The sequence below is a fragment of the Zoogloea sp. JDB1 genome, from assembly GCF_056724025.1.
On record NZ_CM161496.1, the window covers coordinates 3754898 to 3774844 of the forward strand.

Consider the following 19947-nt stretch of genomic DNA (forward strand, 5'->3'; position numbering starts at 1 on the left):
TTATATTCTTGTGACGGTCGCGGCTTTGGTTGCGCATGGCCCTTCGGCGACGTCGAACAAGCGTTCGACTTTTCTCGATGTCGCTCCACGGCCAGCCCGGCTACCATTCCCTGCAAATCGAATCCGGCGCCCCGCCGTTTCGCACCTTGAGGAATGCCATGTCCGCGACACCCGCCCCGTCCGACCACCGCCTCGCAGCGATCCATGCCGCGGTGGAAACCCATCGCACCCGGCCCGGCGCCCTGTTGCCGATGCTGCACGCGATACAGGACGCCCTCGGCTGGGTACCGCCCGAGGCGATCCCCGTCATCGCCACCGCACTCAACCAGAGCCGCGCCGAGATCCACGGCGTCATCAGCTTCTATCACCACTTCCGCACGACGCCGCCCGGACGCCACGTGGTCCAGGTGTGCCGTGCCGAGTCCTGCCAGGCCAAAGGTGGCGTGGCGCTGGAAGAGCACGCGAAGCGCAGCCTCGGCATCGACTGGCACCAGACCACGCCGGACGGCGCCATCAGCCTCGAACCGGTCTACTGCCTCGGCAACTGCGCCTGTTCGCCAGCCATCCGCATCGGTGACGAGATCCTCGGCCGGGTCAGCTGTGCCCGCTTCGACCGCGTCGTCGAGGGGCTGCGCGAGGAGGTGCCGGCATGAGCATCCGCATCTTCGTTCCCATCGATTCCGGCGCGCAGTCGGTCGGTGCCGAGGACGTGGCCCAGGCCATCGCCGCAGAAGCCGCCGCCCGCGGCATCGACATCGAACTCGTGCGCAACGGCTCCCGTGGCATGTACTGGCTGGAGCCCCTCGTCGAGGTGGACGCCCACGCCGGTCGCCTGGCCTTCGGCCCGGTGACGGCGGAGGACGTACCGGCCCTGTTCGACGCCGGTTTCCACGAAGGCGGCATGCATCGCCTGGGCCACGGCCTGACCGAGCACATTCCCTTCCTGGCCGGCCAGGAGCGCCTGACCTTCCGCCGTGTCGGCATCACCGATCCGCTGTCCCTTGCCGACTACGAAGCCCACGGTGGCTTCGAGGGCCTGCTGAAGGCGGTCGGCCTGGACGGTGCCGCCATCGTCAAGGAAGTCACCGACTCCGGCCTGCGCGGGCGCGGTGGCGCGGCCTTCCCGACCGGCATCAAGTGGAACACCGTGCTGCACGCCGCCGGGCCGGACAAATACGTGGTGTGCAACGCCGACGAAGGCGACTCCGGCACCTTCTCCGACCGCATGCTGATGGAAGGCGACCCCTACTGCCTCATCGAGGGCATGACCATCGCCGGCCTGGCGGTGGGCGCGCGGCACGGCTACATCTACCTGCGCTCCGAATACCCCCACGCCTTCCACGCCCTGCAGCAGGCCATCGCCAAAGCCCGCGAAGCGGGCTGGCTGGGCAACGACGTGGCCGGCTCGGGCCGCAGCTTCGAGCTTGAAGTCCGCCTCGGCGCCGGCGCCTACGTGTGCGGCGAAGAAACCGCGATGCTCGAGAGCCTGGAGGGCAAGCGCGGCATCGTGCGCTTCAAGCCGCCGCTGCCGGCCATCCAGGGCCTGTTCGGCAAGCCGACGGTGATCAACAACGTGATGAGCCTCGCCGCGGTACCGCTGATCCTCGCCCGCGGTGCCGCCTTCTACCGGGACTACGGCATGGGCCGCTCCCACGGCACGCTGCCCTTTCAGCTGGCCGGCAACCTGCGCCACCCCGGCCTGGTGGAGAAGGCTTTCGGTATCACCCTGCGCGAGCTGCTGCTCGACTACGGCGGCGGTTCCGCCAGCGGCCGGCCCATCCGCGCCGTGCAGGTCGGCGGCCCGCTGGGCGCCTACGTACCGGAGTCACAATTCGATGCCCCCCTCGACTACGAGACCTATGCGGCGATGGGCGCGATGATCGGCCACGGCGGGCTGGTCGCCTTCGACGACACAGCCGACATGGCCAGGCTGGCGCGCTACGCGATGGAGTTCTGCGCAACCGAATCCTGCGGGAAATGCACGCCGTGCCGCATCGGCTCGACGCGCGGCGTGGAGGTCATCGACCGCATCATCGCCGGCGAGGCGCGGGACGCCAACCTGGCCCTCCTCGACAGCCTGTGCGACACCATGCTGAACGGCTCCCTGTGCGCGCTGGGTGGCATGGCCCCCTACCCCGTCAAATCCGCCCTCACCCATTTCCCGCAGGATTTCGGCATCGCGCCGGTCACTGCCGAATAAGGAACGTCCCATGTCCCTGCCCCGCGACACCGATTTCGGCACCCCGGCCCGCGAATCCGACACCCCGGTCAGCCTGCTCATCGACGGCCAGCCAGTCTGCGTGCCCGCCGGCACCAGCATCATGCGCGCCGCCGGCCAGTCCGGCTGTTCGATCCCCAAGCTGTGCGCCACCGACAGCCTGGAACCCTTCGGCTCCTGCCGCCTGTGCCTGGTGGAGGTGGAAGGCCGCAAGGGCTTCCCGGCCTCGTGCACGACGCCGGTGGAAGCCGGCATGGTCGTGCGCACCCAGACCCCCAAACTGGCCGAGCTGCGCCGTAACGTGATGGAGCTGTATATCTCCGACCACCCGCTCGACTGCCTGACCTGCTCCGCCAACGGCAACTGCGAGCTGCAGGACATGGCCGGCGTCGTCGGCCTGCGCGAGGTGCGCTATGGCTTCAAGGGCGAGAACCACTTCAGCGAACCCTGCAAGGACGAGTCCAACCCCTACTTCAGCTACGACCCGGCCAAGTGCATCGTCTGCAACCGCTGCGTACGGGCCTGCGAGGAAACCCAGGGGACCTTCGCGCTGACGATCTCCGGTCGGGGCTTCGACTCCCGCGTGTCGCCGGGCCAGGACCAGGCCTTCATGGACTCCGAATGCGTGTCCTGCGGTGCCTGCGTGAATGCCTGCCCGACCGCCACGCTGATGGAGAAATCGGTAATCCAGCTCGGCCAAGCCGAGCGCAGCGTCACCACCACCTGCGCCTATTGCGGCGTCGGCTGCTCCTTCAAGGCCGAGGTCAAGGGCAACCAGGTAGTGCGCATGGTCCCGGCCAAGGACGGCGGCGCCAACCAGGGCCACGCCTGTGTGAAGGGCCGCTTCGCCTGGGGCTACGCCACCCACGCCGACCGCATTACCACGCCGATGATCCGGCCGAGCATCGACGCACCCTGGCAGAAGGTCAGCTGGGACGAGGCGCTGGCCTACGCCGCCGGCGAGTTCAAACGCATCCAGGCCAAGTACGGCCGCGGCGCGGTGGGCGGCATCACTTCCAGCCGCTGTACCAACGAAGAGACCTACCTGGTGCAGAAGCTGGTGCGTACCGCCTTCGGTAACAACAACGTGGACACCTGCGCCCGCGTCTGCCACTCGCCGACCGGCTACGGCCTCAAGCAAACCCTGGGCGAGTCCGCCGGCACTCAGGATTTCGCGTCGGTACTGAAGGCCGACGTGGTGATGGTGATCGGCGCCAACCCCACCGACGGCCACCCGGTGTTCGGCTCCCTGCTCAAGAAACGCATCCGCCAGGGCGCACAGCTGATCGTCGTCGATCCACGCGCCATCGACCTGGTGCGCGCGCCCCACGTGGCCGCCGTCCATCACCTCAAGCTGCGCCCCGGCACCAACGTGGCGATGGTCAATGCGTTGGCCCACACCATCGTCACCGAAGGCCTGGTGGACGACGCCTACGTGGCCGAGCGCTGCGAACAGGAAGCCTTCGAAGCCTGGCGTGAGTTCGTGTCCCTGGCGGAGAACTCCCCGGAAGCGGCCGAGCCCGTCACCGGCGTGCCGGCCGCGGACATCCGTGCCGCCGCCCGCCTGTATGCCCAGGCCGGCAATGGGGCGATCTACTACGGCCTCGGCGTCACCGAGCACAGCCAGGGCTCGACCACCGTGATGGGCATCGCCAACCTGGCCATGGCCACCGGCAACGTCGGCAGGCCCGGTGTCGGCGTCAATCCGCTGCGCGGCCAGAACAACGTGCAGGGCAGCTGCGACATGGGCTCCTTCCCCCACGAGCTGCCCGGCTACCGCCATGTGTCGGACGCCACCACCCGCGCCCTCTTCGAGGACGCCTGGCAGGTGCGCATCGATCCGGAGCCTGGCCTGCGCATTCCCAACATGTTCAACGCGGCGCTGGATGGCAGCTTCAAGGGCATGTACATCCAGGGCGAGGACATCGTGCAGTCCGACCCCAACACCCAGCACGTGGAAGCCGCCATGGCGCAGATGGAGTGCGTGGTGGTGCAGGATCTGTTCCTCAATGAAACCGCCAAGTGGGCGCACGTCTTCCTGCCCGGCTCCAGCTTCCTCGAGAAGGACGGCACCTTCACCAATGCCGAGCGGCGCATCTCCCGCGTGCGCAAAGTGATGCCACCGCTGGCCGGCAAGGCAGATTGGGAAACCACGCTGGCGCTGTCCGCCGCGTTGGGCTACCCGATGCACTACGCCCAGCCGTCGGAGATCATGGACGAGATCGCCCGCCTGACGCCCAGCTTCCACGGCGTCAGTTATGAACTGCTGGAGCAAAAGGGCAGCATCCAGTGGCCGTGCAACGAGGCTGCGCCCGACGGCACGCCGACCATGCACGTCGGTGGCTTCGTCCGCGGCAAGGGGCGCTTCATGCTGACCGCCTTCGTGCCGACCACCGAGAAGGTCACCCGGCGCTTCCCGCTGATCCTCACCACCGGCCGCATCCTCAGCCAGTACAACGTGGGCGCCCAGACCCGCCGCACCGCCAACGTGGCCTGGCACGACGAGGACCGGCTGGAGATCCATCCGGTGGACGCGGAAGACCGGGGCATCCGCGACGGCGACTGGGTCGGCATCGCCAGCCGGGCCGGTGAGACGGTGTTGCGCGCGACCATCACCGAGCGCATGCAGCCGGGCGTGGTCTACACCACCTTCCACTTCCCCGAATCCGGCGCCAACGTGATCACCACCGACAACTCGGACTGGGCCACCAACTGCCCGGAATACAAGGTCACTGCCGTCCAGGTCAGCCTGTGCACGCAGCCGTCCGACTGGCAGCAGCGCTTCGCCCGCCGCCGCGATGAGCAGCTCGAACTGCTGCGCGGCGCCACCTCCACCACCAGCTGACGCACGGGGCGGCGTTTTTCCTGCCCCAAAAAACACGAGGCCCGCTGAATCCTTCCCTCTTGGGGAGAGTTCAGCGGGCCTCGCCACGCCACCGGCCGGAACACGCTGTCCGGCCGGTTCAGTTCAGGACTGAAGCGGCAGGACGCGAATTACTTGTCCTTGTGGTTGAAGTCCACGCGACGGTTCTCGGCGTAGCACTTCTCTTCGTGACAGTCGGCACGGGGCTTCTCGGAACCGAAGCTGACGGCTTCCAGGCGGGAGTCGGACACGCCCATCGTGACTAGCGCCTTGCGCACGGCTTCGGCACGCTTCTGGCCGAGGGCCAGGTTGTACTCGCGGCTACCGCGTTCGTCGGCGTTGCCTTCGATGCTGATCGCGTCGCTGGCGTGGGCGTTGGTGAACGCAGCCTGGTTCTTGAGCACGTCGGCGTACTTGGCTTCGACGTTGAACTTGTCGAAGGCGAAGTAAACGCTCTGCTTGGCCAGCGCGGCACGCTCTTCGGCGATCTTGCGGGCTTCGAGTTCTGCAGCGGACATGCCGGCGGCGGGGATCGGAGCGGTCGCGGCCTTGGGCGCCTCAACCGGTTGCTCGGTGGTAGCGGCGGTCTTCGGCGCGTTCGACGAGCAGGCGGCCAGCACGGCGGCACACAGCACGGTCAACAGGGCGGACTTTTTCATGAACTACGGGCTCCTCTGGGGTAGGTGGGTTTCAAGGTCGCTGAATATAGTGAGGCCGCGGTGCTTGCGCAAGTTGGGGCACGCACTTATAGGGATCAGCCGCAGCAAAAGTGATGCTTTTACGCACGATATGGACCATATTCAATAGATGCGGCAAGATCGGCGCCCCGTCCATGATTGCCCGACAATTCCTTCATGAGCCTGACAGTCTCGCCCGTCCTGCGTCTCTGGTTGTTGTCCCTTCTTGCTATCGCCAGCCTGATCGGCTGCCAGGCCATTGCAGCAACGCCAGACGATGTCGTATCGGTGCCGCCGGAAAGCATAGACAAACCTCATCCACAATTACGGCATTCCGGTTGGTCGAACATCGTGGCTACGCTCGAAGAGCGTGCACGCGCCCTGAACATCCAGATCCGTAGCAGCGAGAGCCCCGACAGCATCGACTTGTTCCTGGACACCCGGAGCGCCTTCCTCGACGATGGACGGGAGCTCTCGCCGGAATTCACGGCCCTGCTGGTGGAAATCGTCAGCCTGCTGCAGGCCATACCGGCGGCCCAGATCCGTATCGCCGGCTTCGGCGATTTTCCGGCCACCCGCTACAACCCTGTCACGCTTGGCTTGCGGGTTCGTCGCCTGCGAAGCGTACTGGCCAATGAAGGTTTTCCCGTCCGTCAGATCCGCGCCCTGGTCAAGGATCATCAGACCTTCACCGGCCCGGATTTTCTCGCCGGTCTGACACGGACCGGACGCATCATCGAACTTCGGATTTCTCCCCGTTGAGAGGCTTGCCCTCCAGCCGCAGGATACCCAACGCCTTGAGGATGTACTTCTCGTAGATCGGCTCGGATGTACCCGCCTTCACCTTGTGCAGGAAGTACTTTTCGAAGGCGACCTTGGCCAGATGGACCCACTTGCCCTTGCGGAACCAGTTGACGTTGCGCGGCGGCAACTGCGGCAAGGCGACGAAGGCCGCGCCACTGTCGCCCATGTCCGCAAGGCAGATCGCGTTCCACGTGCCCTTGGCCTTCGCCTCCTTCCCTTCCAGGTCGGCGGCGATGTTGTCCACGATGGCGGTGACCATCGTCTCGATCATGTAGCCGGTCTTCGGCGCACCGGTTGCCACTGGGGTCACCTCCACCGGCGGAATGGCCACGCACACGCCCGCCGCGAAGATGTTGCGGTACCCCCGGCTGCGCTGATTCGAGGATGAAGGCGAACTCGTAGGCCGGGCCGAAGCAGCTGGCGCCGGGCATCGCGCCGACGATCACCGGGCCGGGGTTGTGCAGGAAGTCCTGGTAAGCCGCATGGGCTCGCTCGGCGTGGTCGGTCGTGCAGATCGAGTGCGTATGCCCGTCCGTCGGCCCGGCGCCGGGCACTTCCTCGAAGGCCAGCCGGGGGCCGGTCGTCAGCACGAGGTAGTCGTATTCGAGCGTGCTGCCATCGACGAGTTGCAGCGTGTTCTTCTCGGGCTGTACGGCGGTGACAGCCTGCGCGACGAACGCGATGCCCTTCTTCTCCAGATGCGGACGCAGCGGCACGGTGATTGCGTCCCGCGTGCGTGTGCCCACCGCGACCCACGGGTTGGAAGGAACGAACTGGAAGTAATCGCCCGCGTTGACGAGCGTCACTTCATGCCCCTTGCCCAGCCGGGCTTTCAGTTCATAAGCCGCGGGTACACCACCGATGCCCGCACCGACGACAACGATCCTGGCCATGTGTCTCCTCCTTTATGGATGGGTTATAATTCAAATATTAGTATTTTCTAATATTAAACCCAAACCTAAAGCGAAAACCACGTTCACGCACTTCAGGCGCGAACGCCAGTCACGTAGACCTTTGCGAGGAAACCATGAAATCAGCCCACGACCTGGTCGCCGCCGCCAAGCAGCGGATCACGGAAATCGAGATGAGCAAGGCCGACGCCGCCATCCGCGACGCCAACATCCTGCTGGATGTGCGCGAGCCCGAAGAATATGCCGCCGGCCACATCCCCGGCGCCATCAACATTCCGCGCGGCATGCTGGAATTCCGCATGAGCGCAGCGCCGGAGCTCACCGCCCGCGACCTGCAGATCATGCTGTACTGCAAGACCGGCGGACGCGCTGCACTGGCCGCCGCCACGCTGCTCGACATGGGCTACCTGAAGGTCGAGTCGCTCGCAGGAGGCTTCGATTCCTGGGCCGCCGCCGGTTATCCGGTCGCGCGTCCCCAATTGCCGGACTTCGAATAAACGATGCAGCAGCCCAGCCATCCGGGCCGCTTTCTTCAGCTGGCCGCCGAGCAGCCGCGCCGGGCCAGCGAGACCTTCGAACCGCAGGTCCGGCCGATCTCGCCGCAGATCCACCAGGCGGTATCCACCAGCGCATCCAGCTGGATGCCGGTCTCGATGCCCAGGCCGTCGAGCATGTACACCACATCCTCGGTCGCCACGTTGCCGGACGCGCCGACCGCGTACGGGCAGCCGCCAAGGCCGGCAATCGAGGTGTCAAAGGTCGCCACGCCGGCCTCCAGCGACGCGTAGATGTTGGCCAGCGACTGCCCATAGGTGTCGTGGTAGTGGCCGGCCAGCTTGTCCACCGGTACCCGCCGGGCCACCGCGTCGAGCATGCGCCGCGTCTTGCCCGGCGTGCCGGTGCCGATGGTGTCGCCGAGGCTGACTTCGTAGCAGCCCATTTCATAGAGCCGCGCCGCCACGTCGGCCACCGCCTCCGGTGCGACTTCACCCTCGTAGGGGCAACCCAGCACGCAGGACACGTAGCCGCGCACCCGCACTTCAGCGGCGCGGGCCGCCTCCAGCACCGGCACGAAGCGCTCCAGCGACTCGGCAACCGAACAGTTGATGTTCTTGCGGCTGAAGGATTCGGACGCCGCGGCGAACACCGCGACCTCCTTCACCCCTGCCGCCAGCGCTGCCTCGAAGCCCTTCAGGTTGGGCGTCAGCACCGGGTAATCGACGCCGGGCAGGCGCACGATGCGCGCCATCACTTCGGCGTTGTCGCCCATCTGCGGCACCCACTTGGGCGACACGAAGGCGGTCGCCTCGATGGCCTTCAGGCCGGCCGCGCCAAGGCGGGCGATCAGCTCGACCTTGGTGTCGGTACTGACAAGCTTCTTCTCGTTCTGCAGGCCGTCGCGGGGGCCGACTTCGACGATGCGTACGCGCTGGGGCAGGTTCATGGTTTCCTTTCTTCCATCAGGCTGTCGCGGCCTCATCGAGGCCGAGGGTCTGCTTCATTTTCTCGCGGATCTGGAATTTCTGGATCTTTCCGGTCACCGTCATCGGAAAACTGTCCACGAAGCAGATGTAGCGCGGAATCTTGTAATGGGCGATCTGCCCCTGGCAGAAGGCGCGCACCTCATCTTCCGTCAGGCGCTCGCCTTCCCGCACGATGATCCACGCGCACAGCTCCTCGCCGTACTTCTTGTCCGGCACGCCGACCACCTGCACGTCCAGCACCTTCGGGTGGCGGTACAGGAACTCCTCGATCTCGCGCGGATAGATGTTCTCGCCGCCGCGGATCACCATGTCCTTGCTGCGCCCGACGATGTTGCAGAAGCCCTCCTCGTCCAGCGTCGCGATGTCGCCGGTGTGCATCCAGCCGGCCTTGTCGATGGCCTCCGCGCTCTTCACCTCGTCGCCCCAGTAACCGAGCATCACCGAGTAGCCGCGGGTGCACAGTTCGCCGGGCGTGCCGCGCGGCACGATGCGGCCGTCGCTGTCGACGATCTTCACCTCGCAATGGGGCTGCACTCGGCCGACGGTAGACACGCGCCGCTCGATGCTGTCGTCGGTGGCGCTCTGGAAGCTGACCGGCGAGGTTTCGGTCATGCCGTAGGCGATGGTCACCTGGCTCATGTGCATCTTGTCGATGACCCGCTTCATCACCTCGATGGGGCACGGGCTGCCAGCCATGATGCCGGTGCGCAAGCTGGACAGGTCGAAGCCCGCAAACTCCGGGTGGTCGAGCTGGGCGATGAACATCGTCGGCACACCGTAGCTGGCGGTGCATTTCTCCTCCGCCAGCGTCTGCAACACCGCCAGCGGCTCGAAGGCCTCGGACGGATAGACCATCGTCGCGCCGTGGGTCAGACAGCCCAGGTTGCCCATCACCATGCCGAAGCAGTGGTACAGAGGCACCGGAATGCACACCCGGTCGCCCGGCTGCAGGCGGATCGCCTCGCCGACGAAATAGCCGTTGTTGAGGATGTTGTGGTGGGACAGCGTGGCGCCCTTCGGATTGCCGGTCGTCCCGGATGTGAACTGGATGTTGATCGGGTCGTCGAACTGCAGGCGCTCGCCGAGTTCTTCCAGCTCCGCCAGTTCGTCGCGGCTCGGCGGTGTGCACAGGCTGTCGAAGTCGAGCATGCCCGGCGTGTGCCCGGAGCCCAGGCGGATGACGATCTCCAGGCTGGGCAGCTTGTGGGCGCGCAGCAGGCCCGGTTCGCAATGGCCCAGCTCTGGCGCCAGGTCGGCCAGCATCTCCAGGTAGTCGCTGCTCTTGAAGGACGGCGACAGGATCAGCGCGCGGCAGCCGACCTTGTTCAGCGCGTATTCCAGCTCGCTGCGCCGGTAGGCCGGGTTGATGTTCACCAGCACCAGGCCGGCCTTGGCGGTGGCGAACTGGGTCAGGGCCCATTCCATGTTGTTCTGGGACCAGATTCCGATCCGCTCGCCTGGCTGCAGGCCCAGGCGGCGCAGGCCGCAGGCCAGCGCATCGACCTTGAGGCGCAGCGCCGCATAACTGAGGCGCACGTTCTGGTGGCGCACCACCAGCGCCTCCCGCTCCGCGTGCTGTGCGCAGGCGGCGTCGAAATGGTGGCCAATCGTCTGGCCGATCAGGGGTTTGTTCGATGCTCCGTGGACGTAGCTCAGCGCGTTCATGGGTCTCCTCACATCTTGGTTGTGGATTGCTGCGGTCCGCTCCCGTCTGTGCGGGCTGGCGGATTGAAACCGTTAGGGGCGCAGGAACGCGCCCCAGGGAATGACACCCAGCGGGCGGGGGCGAACGACGTCGCCCCGCGCCGGATTGCCTTACTCGGCAGCCGCCTCGAACTCCACCAGCTCGGCGCCGTCGCCCACCTGGTCGCCGACGGCAAAGTGGAAAGCCTTGACGAGGCCGGCGGACGGCGCGGTGATGGTGTGCTCCATCTTCATCGCCTCGAGGATCAGCAGCGGCGCGCCCTTGGCCACCGTGGCGCCGGCTTCGGCCAGCAGCGCGATGACCTTGCCGGGCATTGGCGCAAGCAAGCCGCCTTCCGCGCCGCCACCCTCGCCGCTGTGATGCAGCGGGTCCACCGCGGCGAACTGCCAGGCGTGGCCGTGCCCGAAGACATGACGCCGCTCGCCGGCCACCACCACCGTCGCGGTGGTACGCAGGCCGTCGAACTCGGCCCGCAGCAGGCCGCGTGGGTTGAGGCTGCCGCTCACCGTGCTGGTCGCCTCGTCCAGCGTCACGTCGAAGCGGTCGCCATGGGCCGCCACGCGCAGGGTCTTCTGCACCTCGCCAAAACGGAACACCAGATTGCGTGCCGCCGACGCGTTCATGCGCCAGCCGTCACGCTGGTGCCACGGCGAGGCCGGTTCCGGGTGCCGCGCCGCCATCGCCGCGGCGCGCTGCCGTTCGCGCAGCAACTCGGCCAGCGCCACGGCCAGCCAGGCTTCGCGGGTAGGCTGCTGCTGGTCCGGGAAGAGGTAATCCTTCTCTCGCTCGATCAGGCCGGTGTCCAGATCCGCGTTGGCGAAGGCCGGGCAGGCCGTCAGGCGGGACAGGAACTCGATGTTGTTGGCGACGCCGACCACGCGGTACTCGGCCAGCGCCTGCAGCATGCGCGCCAGGGCCCGGTCGCGGTTCACATCCCAGACGATCAGCTTGGCGATCATCGGATCGTAGAAGGGCGAGATCTCGTCCCCCTCCTCCACGCCGGTATCCACTCGCACATGCATGCCCTCCTCCGGCGGCGCCAGATGCAGCAGCTTGCCGGTGGAGGGCAGGAAGCCCTTGGCCGGATCTTCCGCGTAGATGCGCGCCTCCAGCGCGTGGCCGTTGATCGCCAGCTGCTCCTGGGCCAGCGGCAGCGGCTCGCCGGACGCCACGCGGAGCTGCCATTCGACCAGATCGAGGCCGGTGATCATCTCGGTCACCGGATGCTCCACCTGCAGGCGGGTGTTCATCTCCATGAAGTAGAAGGTGCCGTCCTTCACGAAATTCTCACTCGCGATGAATTCCACCGTGCCGGCGCCCACGTAGCCGACCGCCCGCGCCGCATCCACGGCGGCCTTACCCATCGCGGCGCGGCGCTCCGGGGGCATGCCCGGCGCCGGCGCTTCTTCGAGCACCTTCTGGTGGCGGCGCTGCACGGAACAATCCCGCTCGAACAGGTAGACGTAATTGCCGAGGGTGTCGCCAAAAACCTGGATCTCGATGTGGCGCGGCCGGGTCAGGTATTTCTCGACCAGCACATGGTCGCTGCCGAAACTGGACGCCGCCTCGCGCTTGCAAGACGCCAGCGCGTCGAGGAAGTCCTCGCTGCGCTCCACCAGCCGCATGCCCTTGCCGCCGCCGCCGGCCGCCGCCTTGATCAGCACCGGGTAGCCGATGGCGTCCGCCTGCACGTTGAGGAAACCCGGCTCCTGGTGGTCGCCGTGGTAGCCGGGGGTCAGCGGCACCTGAGCCTTTTCCATCAGCTTCTTGGCTTCCGACTTGGAACCCATTGCACGGATGGCCGACACCGGCGGCCCGATGAAGACGATGCCGGCCTGCTCGCAGGCATGGCAGAAGTCCTCGTTCTCCGACAGGAAACCGTAGCCCGGATGGATCGCCTGGGCGCCGGTCTGCTTCGCCGCCTCGATGATCCGCTCGATCACCAGGTAGCTCTCCCGCGCCGCTGCCGGCCCGATCAGCACCGCCTCGTCGGCCAGGCGCACATGGCGCGCGCCGGCATCCGCCTCGGAATACACCGCCACCGTCTTGATGCCGAGCCGCCGCGCCGTCTTGATGACGCGGCAGGCGATTTCTCCTCTGTTGGCGATGAGGATCTTGTTGAACATGCTGTCTCCCTTCTTATTGTGTGTCCGCGATCCACGCCGCCGGCCGCTTTTCCAAAAAGGCGGCGAGGCCTTCGCGGGCTTCGGGCGTGGCGCGCAGGCTGGCGATGCGGCGGGCGGTGTCTTCGACCAGTTCGTCATCGACAGGCTTGTCGGCCACCGCGCGGATCAACTCCTTGGCGGCGCCCTGGGACAGCGGGCCGCCCTGCAGCAGCGCGGTGACGATCTCGCTGACCTTGGCATCCAGCCCATCGGTCGGCACCGCCTCGTGGGCGAGGCCCAATTCATAAGCCCGTGTCGCAGAGATGCGCTCGGCGCTCTGGAAATAGCGATAGGCCTGACGCGCGCCGATGGCGCGGAGCACATAGGGGCTGATGGCCGACGGGATGATCCCGAACTTCACTTCGGACGTGGCGAACACCGCGCCCTCGCCGGCCACGCAGATGTCGCAGGCCGCCGCCAGCCCCATGCCGCCGCCGAGGGCCGCGCCATGCACGCGGGCCAGTGTGGGTTTGCGCAGCTCGGCCAGCACTCGCAGCATGCCGGCCAGCTTGCGGGCGTCGGCGAGGTTCTCGTCGACGGTCGCCGCGCCGGCGCGCTTCATCCAGTTGAGGTCGGCCCCCGCCGAGAAGCTCTTGCCGCGCCCGGCGAGTACCACCACGCGCACGCTGCCGTCCGCGTCGAGGGCCTGGCAAGCGGCGGTGAGCTCAAAGATGAGCTGCTCGTTGAAGGCGTTGTGCACCTCCGAGCGATTCATCCAGATCGTCGCGACAGGGCCGTCGCGGAGGATTTCCAGCGTCTCGTACATGCGGCTCCCCTTACATCCGGAACAGGCCGAAGCGGGTCGGCTGGATCGGCGCGTTGAGGCTGGCCGACAGGGACAGGCCGAGCACGCGGCGGGTCTGGGCCGGATCGACGACGCCGTCGTCCCACAGGCGGGCGGTGGCGTAGTACGGATGGCCCTGGTCCTCGTATTGCTGGCGGATCGGTGACTTGAAGGCCTCCTCCTCGTCGCGGCTCCAGCTGCCGCCCTTGGCCTCGATGCCCTCGCGGCGCACGGTGGACAGCACGCTGGCCGCCTGCTCGCCGCCCATCACCGAGATGCGGCTGTTGGGCCACATCCACAGGAAGCGCGGGCTGTAGGCGCGGCCGCACATGCCGTAGTTGCCGGCGCCGAAGCTGCCGCCGATCAGCACCGTCAGCTTGGGCACCTGCGCCGTGGCCACGGCGGTGACCATCTTGGCACCGTCCTTGGCGATGCCGCCGTTTTCGTACTTGCGGCCGACCATGAAGCCGGTGATGTTCTGCAGGAAGACCAGCGGCACGCCGCGCTGGGCGCACAGCTCGATGAAATGGGCGCCCTTCTGCGCCGACTCGCCGAACAGGATGCCGTTGTTGGCGACGATGCCCACCGGCATGCCGTACAGGTGCGCGAAGCCGGTGACCAGCGTGGTGCCGTAGCGGGCCTTGAACTCGTCGAAGCGCGAGCCATCGACGATGCGGGCGATCACCTCGCGCACGTCGTAGGGCTTGCGGGTGTCGGTGGGGATGATCCCGTAGATTTCGGCCGGGTCGTAGAGCGGCTCTTCCGCGTCGGCGAGCTTGAGGTCGGTCGGCTTGGTCCGGTTGAGGGTGCCGACGATGCGCCGGGCGATGTGCAGCGCGTGGGCGTCGTTCTCGGCCAAGTGGTCGGCCACGCCGGAGATGCGCGTATGCACGTCGCCGCCGCCCAGGTCCTCGGCCGTCACCACCTCGCCGGTGGCCGCCTTCACCAGCGGCGGGCCGCCGAGGAAGATGGTGCCCTGGTTCTTGACGATGATGGTCTCGTCGCTCATCGCCGGCACATAGGCGCCGCCGGCGGTGCATGAGCCCATCACCACCGCGATCTGCGGGATGCCCTCGGCGGACATGTTGGCCTGGTTGAAGAAGATCCGCCCGAAGTGGTCCCGGTCCGGAAACACTTCATCCTGCTTGGGCAGGAAGGCGCCGCCGGAATCCACCAGGTACAGGCACGGCAGCTTGTTCTGCTGGGCGATCTCCTGGGCCCGCAGGTGCTTTTTCACCGTCATCGGGTAATAGGTGCCGCCCTTCACGGTGGCGTCGTTGGCGACGATCATGCACTCCACGCCGCTGACCCGCCCGATGCCGGCGATCACCCCGGCCGAGGGCGCATCGCCGCCGTACATGTCGTAGGCGGCCAGCTGGCCGATCTCCAGAAAGGCCGTGCCCGGATCGAGCAGATGATCCACCCGGTCGCGGGGCAGCAGCTTGCCGCGGGCCACGTGCTTGGCGCGGGCCGCTTCGCCGCCGCCGAGGGACACCTGGGCCGCCTTCTCGCGCAGGTCGGCGACGATGCGCCCCATGGCTTCCACGTTGGCCTGGAATTCCGGCGAGCGGGTGTTGATGCTGGATTTGATGACGGTCATCGCTGCTACTCCGCTCAGGCCGTTTCGGCGAACAGTTCGCGGCCGATCAGCATGCGGCGGATCTCGCTGGTGCCGGCGCCGATCTCGTACAGCTTGGCGTCGCGCCACAGGCGGCCGGTGGCGTATTCGTTGGTGTAGCCGACGCCGCCGAGGGTCTGGATCGCCTCGCCGGCCATCCACGTGGCCTTTTCGGCGGAATACAGGATCGCGCCGGCCGCGTCCTTGCGCAGCGTGCGGGCGTGGTCGGCCTTGTCGCAGGCCTGGCCCACCGCATACACATAGGCGCGGGTCGCCATCCAGGTGGAGTACATGTCGGCCAGCTTGCCCTGCATCAGCTGGAACTCGCCGATGCTCTGGCCGAACTGCTTGCGGTCGTGGAGGTAGGGCACCACTTCGTCCATACAGGCCGCCATGATCCCCAGCGGGCCGCCGCACAGCACTGCGCGCTCGTAGTCGAGGCCGCTCATCAGCACCTTGGCGCCGTTGCCCACGCCGCCGAGCACGTTTTCCTCGGGCACTTCCACGTCGTCGAAGAACAGCGGAAAAGTGTTGGAGCCACGCATGCCCAGCTTGTCCAGGTGGGTACCGTGGCTGAAGCCTTTCATGCCCTTCTCGACGATGAAGGCGGTCATGCCCTTGGCGCCGGCTTCGATATCGGTCTTGGCATACACCACCAGCGTGTCGGCGTCGCCGCCGTTGGTGATCCACATCTTGGAACCGTTGAGGACGAAGCGGTCGCCCTTCCTGTCGGCGCGCAGCTTCATGCTCACCACGTCGGAACCGGCGTTCGGCTCGCTCATCGCCAGTGCGCCCACATGGTCGCCGGAGATCAGCTTGGGCAGGTATTTCTGCTTCTGGGCTTCGCTGCCGTTGCGGCGGATCTGGTTGATGCACAGGTTGGAGTGCGCCCCGTAAGACAGGCCCACCGACGCCGACGCGCGGGACACCTCTTCCAGCGCGATGATGTGGGCCAGGTAGCCCATATTGGTGCCGCCGTATTCCTCCGGCGCCGTCATGCCGTGCAAGCCCAGGTCGCCGAGCTTCTTCCACAGATCCGCCGGAAAGAGGTTGTCCCGGTCCACGTCCGCGGCGCGCGGGGCGATCTCCTTGGCCGCAAAGGCCTGCACGGTGTCGCGCAGGGCCTCGATGGTTTCGCCGAGATGGAAGTTGAGGCTGGGGATGTTCATGGGCGGGTCTCCTCCACTGATCGTTGTCTGGCGGCACGACGCGCACTTACAGCGCCCATGCCGAATGCTCGCCAGCGTACGCCCGAACGCGGTGCCGCAGGCGCCATCGAGGTTGCAAATCGTGCCACCGGCAATGAGAATCCGCCCATGCCCGCCAAGATCGCCCTGCCCGCCTCCCTCAACAGCGGCCGCGCCGCCACGCCGATTGCCTTCATCCGCGCCATCGTGCTCGCCTACCACCGCTACGGCCGCGACCCGGCCGGCGCACTGGCCCGCGCGGAGATCGATCCGCGCCTGCTCGACGACCCCGCCGCCCGCGTCACCGCCGCCCAGATGGAGGTCATTTCCGGCCACGCCATGCAGGAACTCGACGACGAAGCGCTGGGCTGGTTCTCCCGCCGCCTGCCGTGGGGCAGCTACGGCATGCTGTGCCGCGCGTCGATTACCTCGCCCGACCTGGGCGTCGCCCTCAAGCGCTGGTGCCGCCACCACCGCCTGCTCACCGACGACATCGCGCTGGAACTGGAGATAACACCCACCTCCGCCCGCCTGAGCATCACCCCCCAGCGCGACCTCGGCCCCATGCACGAGTTCTGCCTCGTCACCCTGCTGCGCTACGTGCTCGGCTACGCCTGCTGGGCCATCGACTCACGCATCCCGCTGCAGGAAAGCACCTTCCCCTTCCCCGCCCCGCCCCACGCGGACGCCTATGAACTGCTATTCCCCGGCCCGGTGCGCTTCGACGCACAACAAGCCTCCATCCGCTTCGAACCCCGCTACCTGGCCCTGCCCATCCGCCGCGACGAACAAGCCCTGCGCGACATGCTCCACCGCGCCCTGCCCCTGACCGTGCTGCAATACCGCCGCGACCGCCTCCTCGTCCAGGGCGTCCGCCAGTTCCTGCAAAGCCCCGGCAACCGCAGCGCCACCGCCGACCAAGTCGCCGGCCACCTGCACATCTCCGTCCGCACCCTGCACCGCCAACTCCAGGACGAAGGCGCCTCCCTGCAACAACTCAAGGACGAAACCCGCCGCGACCAAGCCATCGAGCTCCTCGATCGCAGCTCGCGGTCGATCAAACAGATCTCGGCGCTCGTCGGGTTCAGCAATGAGAAGAGCTTCTCCCGCGCTTTCAAGGGGTGGACTGGGCTTTCACCGCAGGCGTTTCGGGGGCGGGGGAAGCGGGGCCAGGATTTCGTTGAGCCGGGTGGGCTTTTGGCTTGATGAGCTTCCCTCCGAGGGGAGCTGGCTTAACTCGGAAGGTAACTTTTAATGCCCGAAGGGAAGTGGGTTCAGGTTTGGGGGAAGCTGGCTTAAGTCGCGGCTTCGCTGGTTCAAGTCTGAGGGGAGTGAGTTCAAGTCGGCGGAGAAAAAGTTCGGGTCCGCGGGGCGAGCGGTTAAATCAGAGCCCCGGAAGTTCAAATCTGGGCGGCGAATCTTCAAGTCGGAGGGGCGTGGGCTGAGTCTAGTCTGCGGAAAGATGGCGAAAACGCCAAACCAGCCTGTCTTTCCTGCCAAATTTGAGAAATGTGAACTGTTCCGTAGCAGCCCCACCGACTGCCGTGCAATATTTCTGCTCGTCACTACGCCATAACTGCGTTGGGGTGAAAGCAGTCCGCGGGTAAGAGTGATCAACCTTTTCGGGACTGCTGTATGCTTTAGGAATATTTATTGCGGCGCAAATGAGAGCCCTGCAACACGGCTGCCGACATGTCGATACCATACAAAGCTGAGACGCACGTCTTTCACATAGCCATAAAGCCCCTTCTTATGTGCGTTTTCAGCTAAGAAAGGAGATTGTCGGCATGTCTGAGGATAAACAAGGGATTGCGGAACTTACCATTATGGTAAATAATCAAACGCACAAACAGACACATCAGCATGCCGCTACATAACCTCAACTTAGCAAAGAACTTAGTTGCGCAAGGTGAATACGAGTTGGTGACACATAAGGCACGTAATGATTCCAAAAATCTTGGGTGGAACAGCAGGCACCACGCTGCGATTTTTAATCTGCTTGATGTAAATCGTCATTACACAAAATCCCCAAAGAAACAACAATCAGACTGGGGCTGCCTGGACTGTGATCAGTACAGTATAAAAATTGTTGAACTAGAGAGAGATGATGACCACGACCCTTCTTTGCCAGACAAACCGCTAATAAGGGAAGCTCGCACACATGAAGCGAGTATTGAGTGCTTTGTGAAATTCGCAATTGATACAGAGAACCCAAATGTCGCAATCATCTCACTCCACCTATAGAGATATAGTATGAGTAAAATCTGCCGTAAGTGCAAAACAGGCACGATGATTGAAAAAGAGACTGCCCAAGACTTAACTGTCAAAGGCGTATCACTGCATGTTGCCGGACTTCGGCACTTCGAGTGCGAAGCATGTGCTGCTCAGGTTGAGACTCCACATCAAATTGACTATAACGCTGAACTTATACGTTTGGCGTTGGCAAAGAAACGTGCCGAAATGCGTGACCCAAAGCTTCTAACCGGCCGCGAAATTAAAGATTTACGGCTGAAATGGGGTTTCACACAAAAACAAGCATCAAAAATCTTTGGCGGCGGGCCAACAGCTTTTGCCAAATACGAAGCAGACGACGTCGTACAGAGTGTAGCTATGGATAATCTATTGAGGGTCGCAGTTGCGATCCCTGAGGCTGCCCGTTGGTTAGCTATCAGAGCTAATGAAATTATTGAGCCTATACATTCAGCTGACAATAAACTGGAGAACCTAACGGAGTTGGCACGCCATATTTTCCAAACAGCCATAAGAAAGCCTCTGCCTACAGGGATGTTTGCTGTTGATCCTGGAGTGAAGCTAGGGATGTTCGCAATGAAAGATAACAATCCATCTTCATCTTCCAATGATAAGGAATTTGCCGATGCAGCCTAGTCCAATTCAGCTAAAAGACATATCGTACATTGGATTCAAAGTATGGGCGAGGTCATTAAGCGAGGATGAACAGATATCGATAGACAAGTTCGACTTCAATGGCGTTATGATCGGAGAGTCGATTGAATTTGCGGCACTAGGCGATCAAGACGAACCAGAAAGCTACGCCGTAAAACTAAAGATTGCAATCAGCAACAACGAAGGGAAAAAAGCCCCATATGATGTAGATGTTGAGGTTGCTGGACTCTTCTCAATCAGCAAAGATGTCCTCATGGCTGACCGTGAAGATTTCATCGTTGTTAATGGGTGTGCAATTCTTTATGGCGCGATCCGCGATCTGGTTCTCAACCTCACTTCTCGGTCAGGGAACGGTCCGTTGTTGTTGCCAACCGTAAACTTCTTGGATCATCGAAAACGGAATAGAGAATCAAAATCCCAGTAGGGATTGGTAAAGACCGGCCCCCGAACCCCGGAGGTTTTTGATTCACAGAGAGAACTATGATCACACTTGGATCAAGCTCGGGTATTGTGCGCGTAGCTTGAAGAAGGCAACTCAAACTCCGGTGCGCGTCAAGATAGTTGTCGCCTGATTCATGCAGCCATTTGCTATTTATTCCCCATGGCGACGACCGTCTCTCGCTCTAG

16 protein-coding genes and 1 pseudogene are annotated in these 19947 nt (G+C 64.7%); 8 read left to right on the forward strand and 9 right to left on the reverse strand.

Annotated features, from left to right (window positions below):
• The first annotated feature begins 158 nt into the window (after positions 1 to 158).
• From AC1PPK_RS17000 to fdhF, 3 genes are read left to right on the forward strand one after another with little or no spacing between them, the layout of a single operon-like run.
• Positions 159 to 653: a formate dehydrogenase subunit gamma gene (locus AC1PPK_RS17000; protein ID WP_481114194.1), complete on the forward strand. Its 495-nt coding sequence runs from the start codon at positions 159 to 161 to the stop codon at positions 651 to 653.
• Positions 650 to 2200, forward strand: coding sequence for a formate dehydrogenase beta subunit (locus AC1PPK_RS17005; RefSeq protein WP_481114195.1), 1551 nt, complete (start codon positions 650 to 652; stop codon positions 2198 to 2200). The genes AC1PPK_RS17000 and AC1PPK_RS17005 overlap by 4 nt, the downstream gene beginning before the upstream one ends.
• 10 nt (positions 2201 to 2210) lie before the next feature.
• Positions 2211 to 5063: a formate dehydrogenase subunit alpha gene (fdhF, locus tag AC1PPK_RS17010; protein ID WP_481114196.1), complete on the forward strand. Its 2853-nt coding sequence runs from the start codon at positions 2211 to 2213 to the stop codon at positions 5061 to 5063.
• Between the two features lie 149 nt (positions 5064 to 5212).
• Here fdhF and pal read toward each other — a convergent pair whose 3' ends face one another.
• Positions 5213 to 5740: a peptidoglycan-associated lipoprotein Pal gene (gene pal, locus AC1PPK_RS17015; RefSeq protein WP_481114197.1), complete on the reverse strand. Its 528-nt coding sequence runs from the start codon at positions 5738 to 5740 to the stop codon at positions 5213 to 5215.
• 177 nt (positions 5741 to 5917) lie between these two features.
• On the opposite strand from pal, the gene AC1PPK_RS17020 reads away from it, so the two are divergent.
• Positions 5918 to 6520 carry a hypothetical protein gene (locus AC1PPK_RS17020; RefSeq protein WP_481114198.1) on the forward strand — a complete coding sequence of 201 codons (603 nt, stop codon included), beginning with the start codon at positions 5918 to 5920 and terminating at the stop codon, positions 6518 to 6520.
• Here the strand turns inward: AC1PPK_RS17020 and AC1PPK_RS17025 are convergent.
• Both AC1PPK_RS17025 and AC1PPK_RS17030 read right to left on the reverse strand, forming a co-directional pair.
• The gene (locus tag AC1PPK_RS17025) at positions 6492 to 6893 is read right to left on the reverse strand and encodes a hypothetical protein (protein WP_481118274.1); all 402 of its coding nucleotides are present in this window, start codon (positions 6891 to 6893) and stop codon (positions 6492 to 6494) included. The two genes, AC1PPK_RS17020 and AC1PPK_RS17025, sit on opposite strands and share 29 nt — an antisense overlap.
• A 208-nt stretch (positions 6894 to 7101) precedes the next feature.
• Positions 7102 to 7455, reverse strand: a pseudogene (locus AC1PPK_RS17030) (FAD-dependent oxidoreductase); the annotation flags it as partial.
• A 134-nt stretch (positions 7456 to 7589) separates the two neighbouring features.
• Between AC1PPK_RS17030 and AC1PPK_RS17035 the strand changes: the two are divergent.
• Positions 7590 to 7970, forward strand: coding sequence for a rhodanese-like domain-containing protein (locus tag AC1PPK_RS17035; RefSeq protein WP_481114199.1), 381 nt, complete (start codon positions 7590 to 7592; stop codon positions 7968 to 7970).
• A gap of 35 nt (positions 7971 to 8005) precedes the next feature.
• Here the strand turns inward: AC1PPK_RS17035 and AC1PPK_RS17040 are convergent, their stop codons facing one another.
• The 6 genes from AC1PPK_RS17040 to AC1PPK_RS17065 all read right to left on the reverse strand — a co-directional run bounded on the left by AC1PPK_RS17040 (position 8006) and on the right by AC1PPK_RS17065 (position 16398).
• A complete protein-coding gene (locus tag AC1PPK_RS17040; RefSeq protein ID WP_481114200.1) occupies positions 8006 to 8917 on the reverse strand; it encodes a hydroxymethylglutaryl-CoA lyase in 912 nt (303 codons plus the stop codon).
• A 16-nt stretch (positions 8918 to 8933) separates the two neighbouring features.
• Complete coding sequence (locus tag AC1PPK_RS17045) at positions 8934 to 10622, reverse strand: AMP-binding protein (protein WP_481114201.1); 1689 nt, start codon at positions 10620 to 10622, stop codon at positions 8934 to 8936.
• Between the two features lie 150 nt (positions 10623 to 10772).
• A complete protein-coding gene (locus AC1PPK_RS17050; RefSeq protein WP_481114202.1) occupies positions 10773 to 12788 on the reverse strand; it encodes an acetyl/propionyl/methylcrotonyl-CoA carboxylase subunit alpha in 2016 nt (671 codons plus the stop codon).
• A gap of 13 nt (positions 12789 to 12801) precedes the next feature.
• Positions 12802 to 13593, reverse strand: coding sequence for an enoyl-CoA hydratase/isomerase family protein (locus AC1PPK_RS17055; RefSeq protein WP_481114203.1), 792 nt, complete (start codon positions 13591 to 13593; stop codon positions 12802 to 12804).
• Positions 13594 to 13603: 10 nt separating this feature from the next.
• Positions 13604 to 15211, reverse strand: a complete 1608-nt coding sequence (locus tag AC1PPK_RS17060; protein WP_481114204.1) for a carboxyl transferase domain-containing protein — start codon at positions 15209 to 15211, stop codon at positions 13604 to 13606.
• A 14-nt stretch (positions 15212 to 15225) separates the two neighbouring features.
• Entirely contained in the window at positions 15226 to 16398 is a 1173-nt protein-coding gene (locus tag AC1PPK_RS17065; RefSeq protein WP_481114205.1) for an isovaleryl-CoA dehydrogenase, read from the reverse strand.
• 147 nt (positions 16399 to 16545) lie between these two features.
• Between AC1PPK_RS17065 and AC1PPK_RS17070 the strand changes: the two genes are divergently transcribed.
• From AC1PPK_RS17070 to AC1PPK_RS17080, 3 genes are all read left to right on the forward strand, one after another.
• Positions 16546 to 17622: an AraC family transcriptional regulator gene (locus AC1PPK_RS17070; protein ID WP_481114206.1), complete on the forward strand. Its 1077-nt coding sequence runs from the start codon at positions 16546 to 16548 to the stop codon at positions 17620 to 17622.
• Between the two features lie 1047 nt (positions 17623 to 18669).
• Positions 18670 to 19302, forward strand: a complete 633-nt coding sequence (locus tag AC1PPK_RS17075; RefSeq protein ID WP_481114207.1) for a type II toxin-antitoxin system MqsA family antitoxin — start codon at positions 18670 to 18672, stop codon at positions 19300 to 19302.
• A complete protein-coding gene (locus AC1PPK_RS17080) occupies positions 19292 to 19744 on the forward strand; it encodes a protein-export chaperone SecB (RefSeq protein ID WP_481114208.1) in 453 nt (150 codons plus the stop codon). Before AC1PPK_RS17075 ends, AC1PPK_RS17080 begins: the two co-directional genes overlap by 11 nt.
• Positions 19745 to 19947 lie beyond the last annotated feature (203 nt).

What these genes read in the sequence shown, in the direction of transcription:
- AC1PPK_RS17050 (WP_481114202.1), bottom strand. Translation starts at nt 12,788, where the DNA reads ATGTTCAACAAGATCCTCATCGCCAACAGAGGAGAAATCGCCTGCCGC.
- AC1PPK_RS17080 (WP_481114208.1), top strand. Translation starts at nt 19,292, where the DNA reads ATGCAGCCTAGTCCAATTCAGCTAAAAGACATATCGTACATTGGATTC.
- fdhF (WP_481114196.1), top strand. Translation starts at nt 2,211, where the DNA reads ATGTCCCTGCCCCGCGACACCGATTTCGGCACCCCGGCCCGCGAATCC.
- AC1PPK_RS17070 (WP_481114206.1), top strand. Translation starts at nt 16,546, where the DNA reads ATGCCCGCCAAGATCGCCCTGCCCGCCTCCCTCAACAGCGGCCGCGCC.
- AC1PPK_RS17045 (WP_481114201.1), bottom strand. Translation starts at nt 10,622, where the DNA reads ATGAACGCGCTGAGCTACGTCCACGGAGCATCGAACAAACCCCTGATC.
- AC1PPK_RS17075 (WP_481114207.1), top strand. Translation starts at nt 18,670, where the DNA reads ATGAGTAAAATCTGCCGTAAGTGCAAAACAGGCACGATGATTGAAAAA.
- AC1PPK_RS17060 (WP_481114204.1), bottom strand. Translation starts at nt 15,211, where the DNA reads ATGACCGTCATCAAATCCAGCATCAACACCCGCTCGCCGGAATTCCAG.
- AC1PPK_RS17040 (WP_481114200.1), bottom strand. Translation starts at nt 8,917, where the DNA reads ATGAACCTGCCCCAGCGCGTACGCATCGTCGAAGTCGGCCCCCGCGAC.
- AC1PPK_RS17035 (WP_481114199.1), top strand. Translation starts at nt 7,590, where the DNA reads ATGAAATCAGCCCACGACCTGGTCGCCGCCGCCAAGCAGCGGATCACG.
- AC1PPK_RS17065 (WP_481114205.1), bottom strand. Translation starts at nt 16,398, where the DNA reads ATGAACATCCCCAGCCTCAACTTCCATCTCGGCGAAACCATCGAGGCC.
- AC1PPK_RS17005 (WP_481114195.1), top strand. Translation starts at nt 650, where the DNA reads ATGAGCATCCGCATCTTCGTTCCCATCGATTCCGGCGCGCAGTCGGTC.
- AC1PPK_RS17000 (WP_481114194.1), top strand. Translation starts at nt 159, where the DNA reads ATGTCCGCGACACCCGCCCCGTCCGACCACCGCCTCGCAGCGATCCAT.
- AC1PPK_RS17055 (WP_481114203.1), bottom strand. Translation starts at nt 13,593, where the DNA reads ATGTACGAGACGCTGGAAATCCTCCGCGACGGCCCTGTCGCGACGATC.
- pal (WP_481114197.1), bottom strand. Translation starts at nt 5,740, where the DNA reads ATGAAAAAGTCCGCCCTGTTGACCGTGCTGTGTGCCGCCGTGCTGGCC.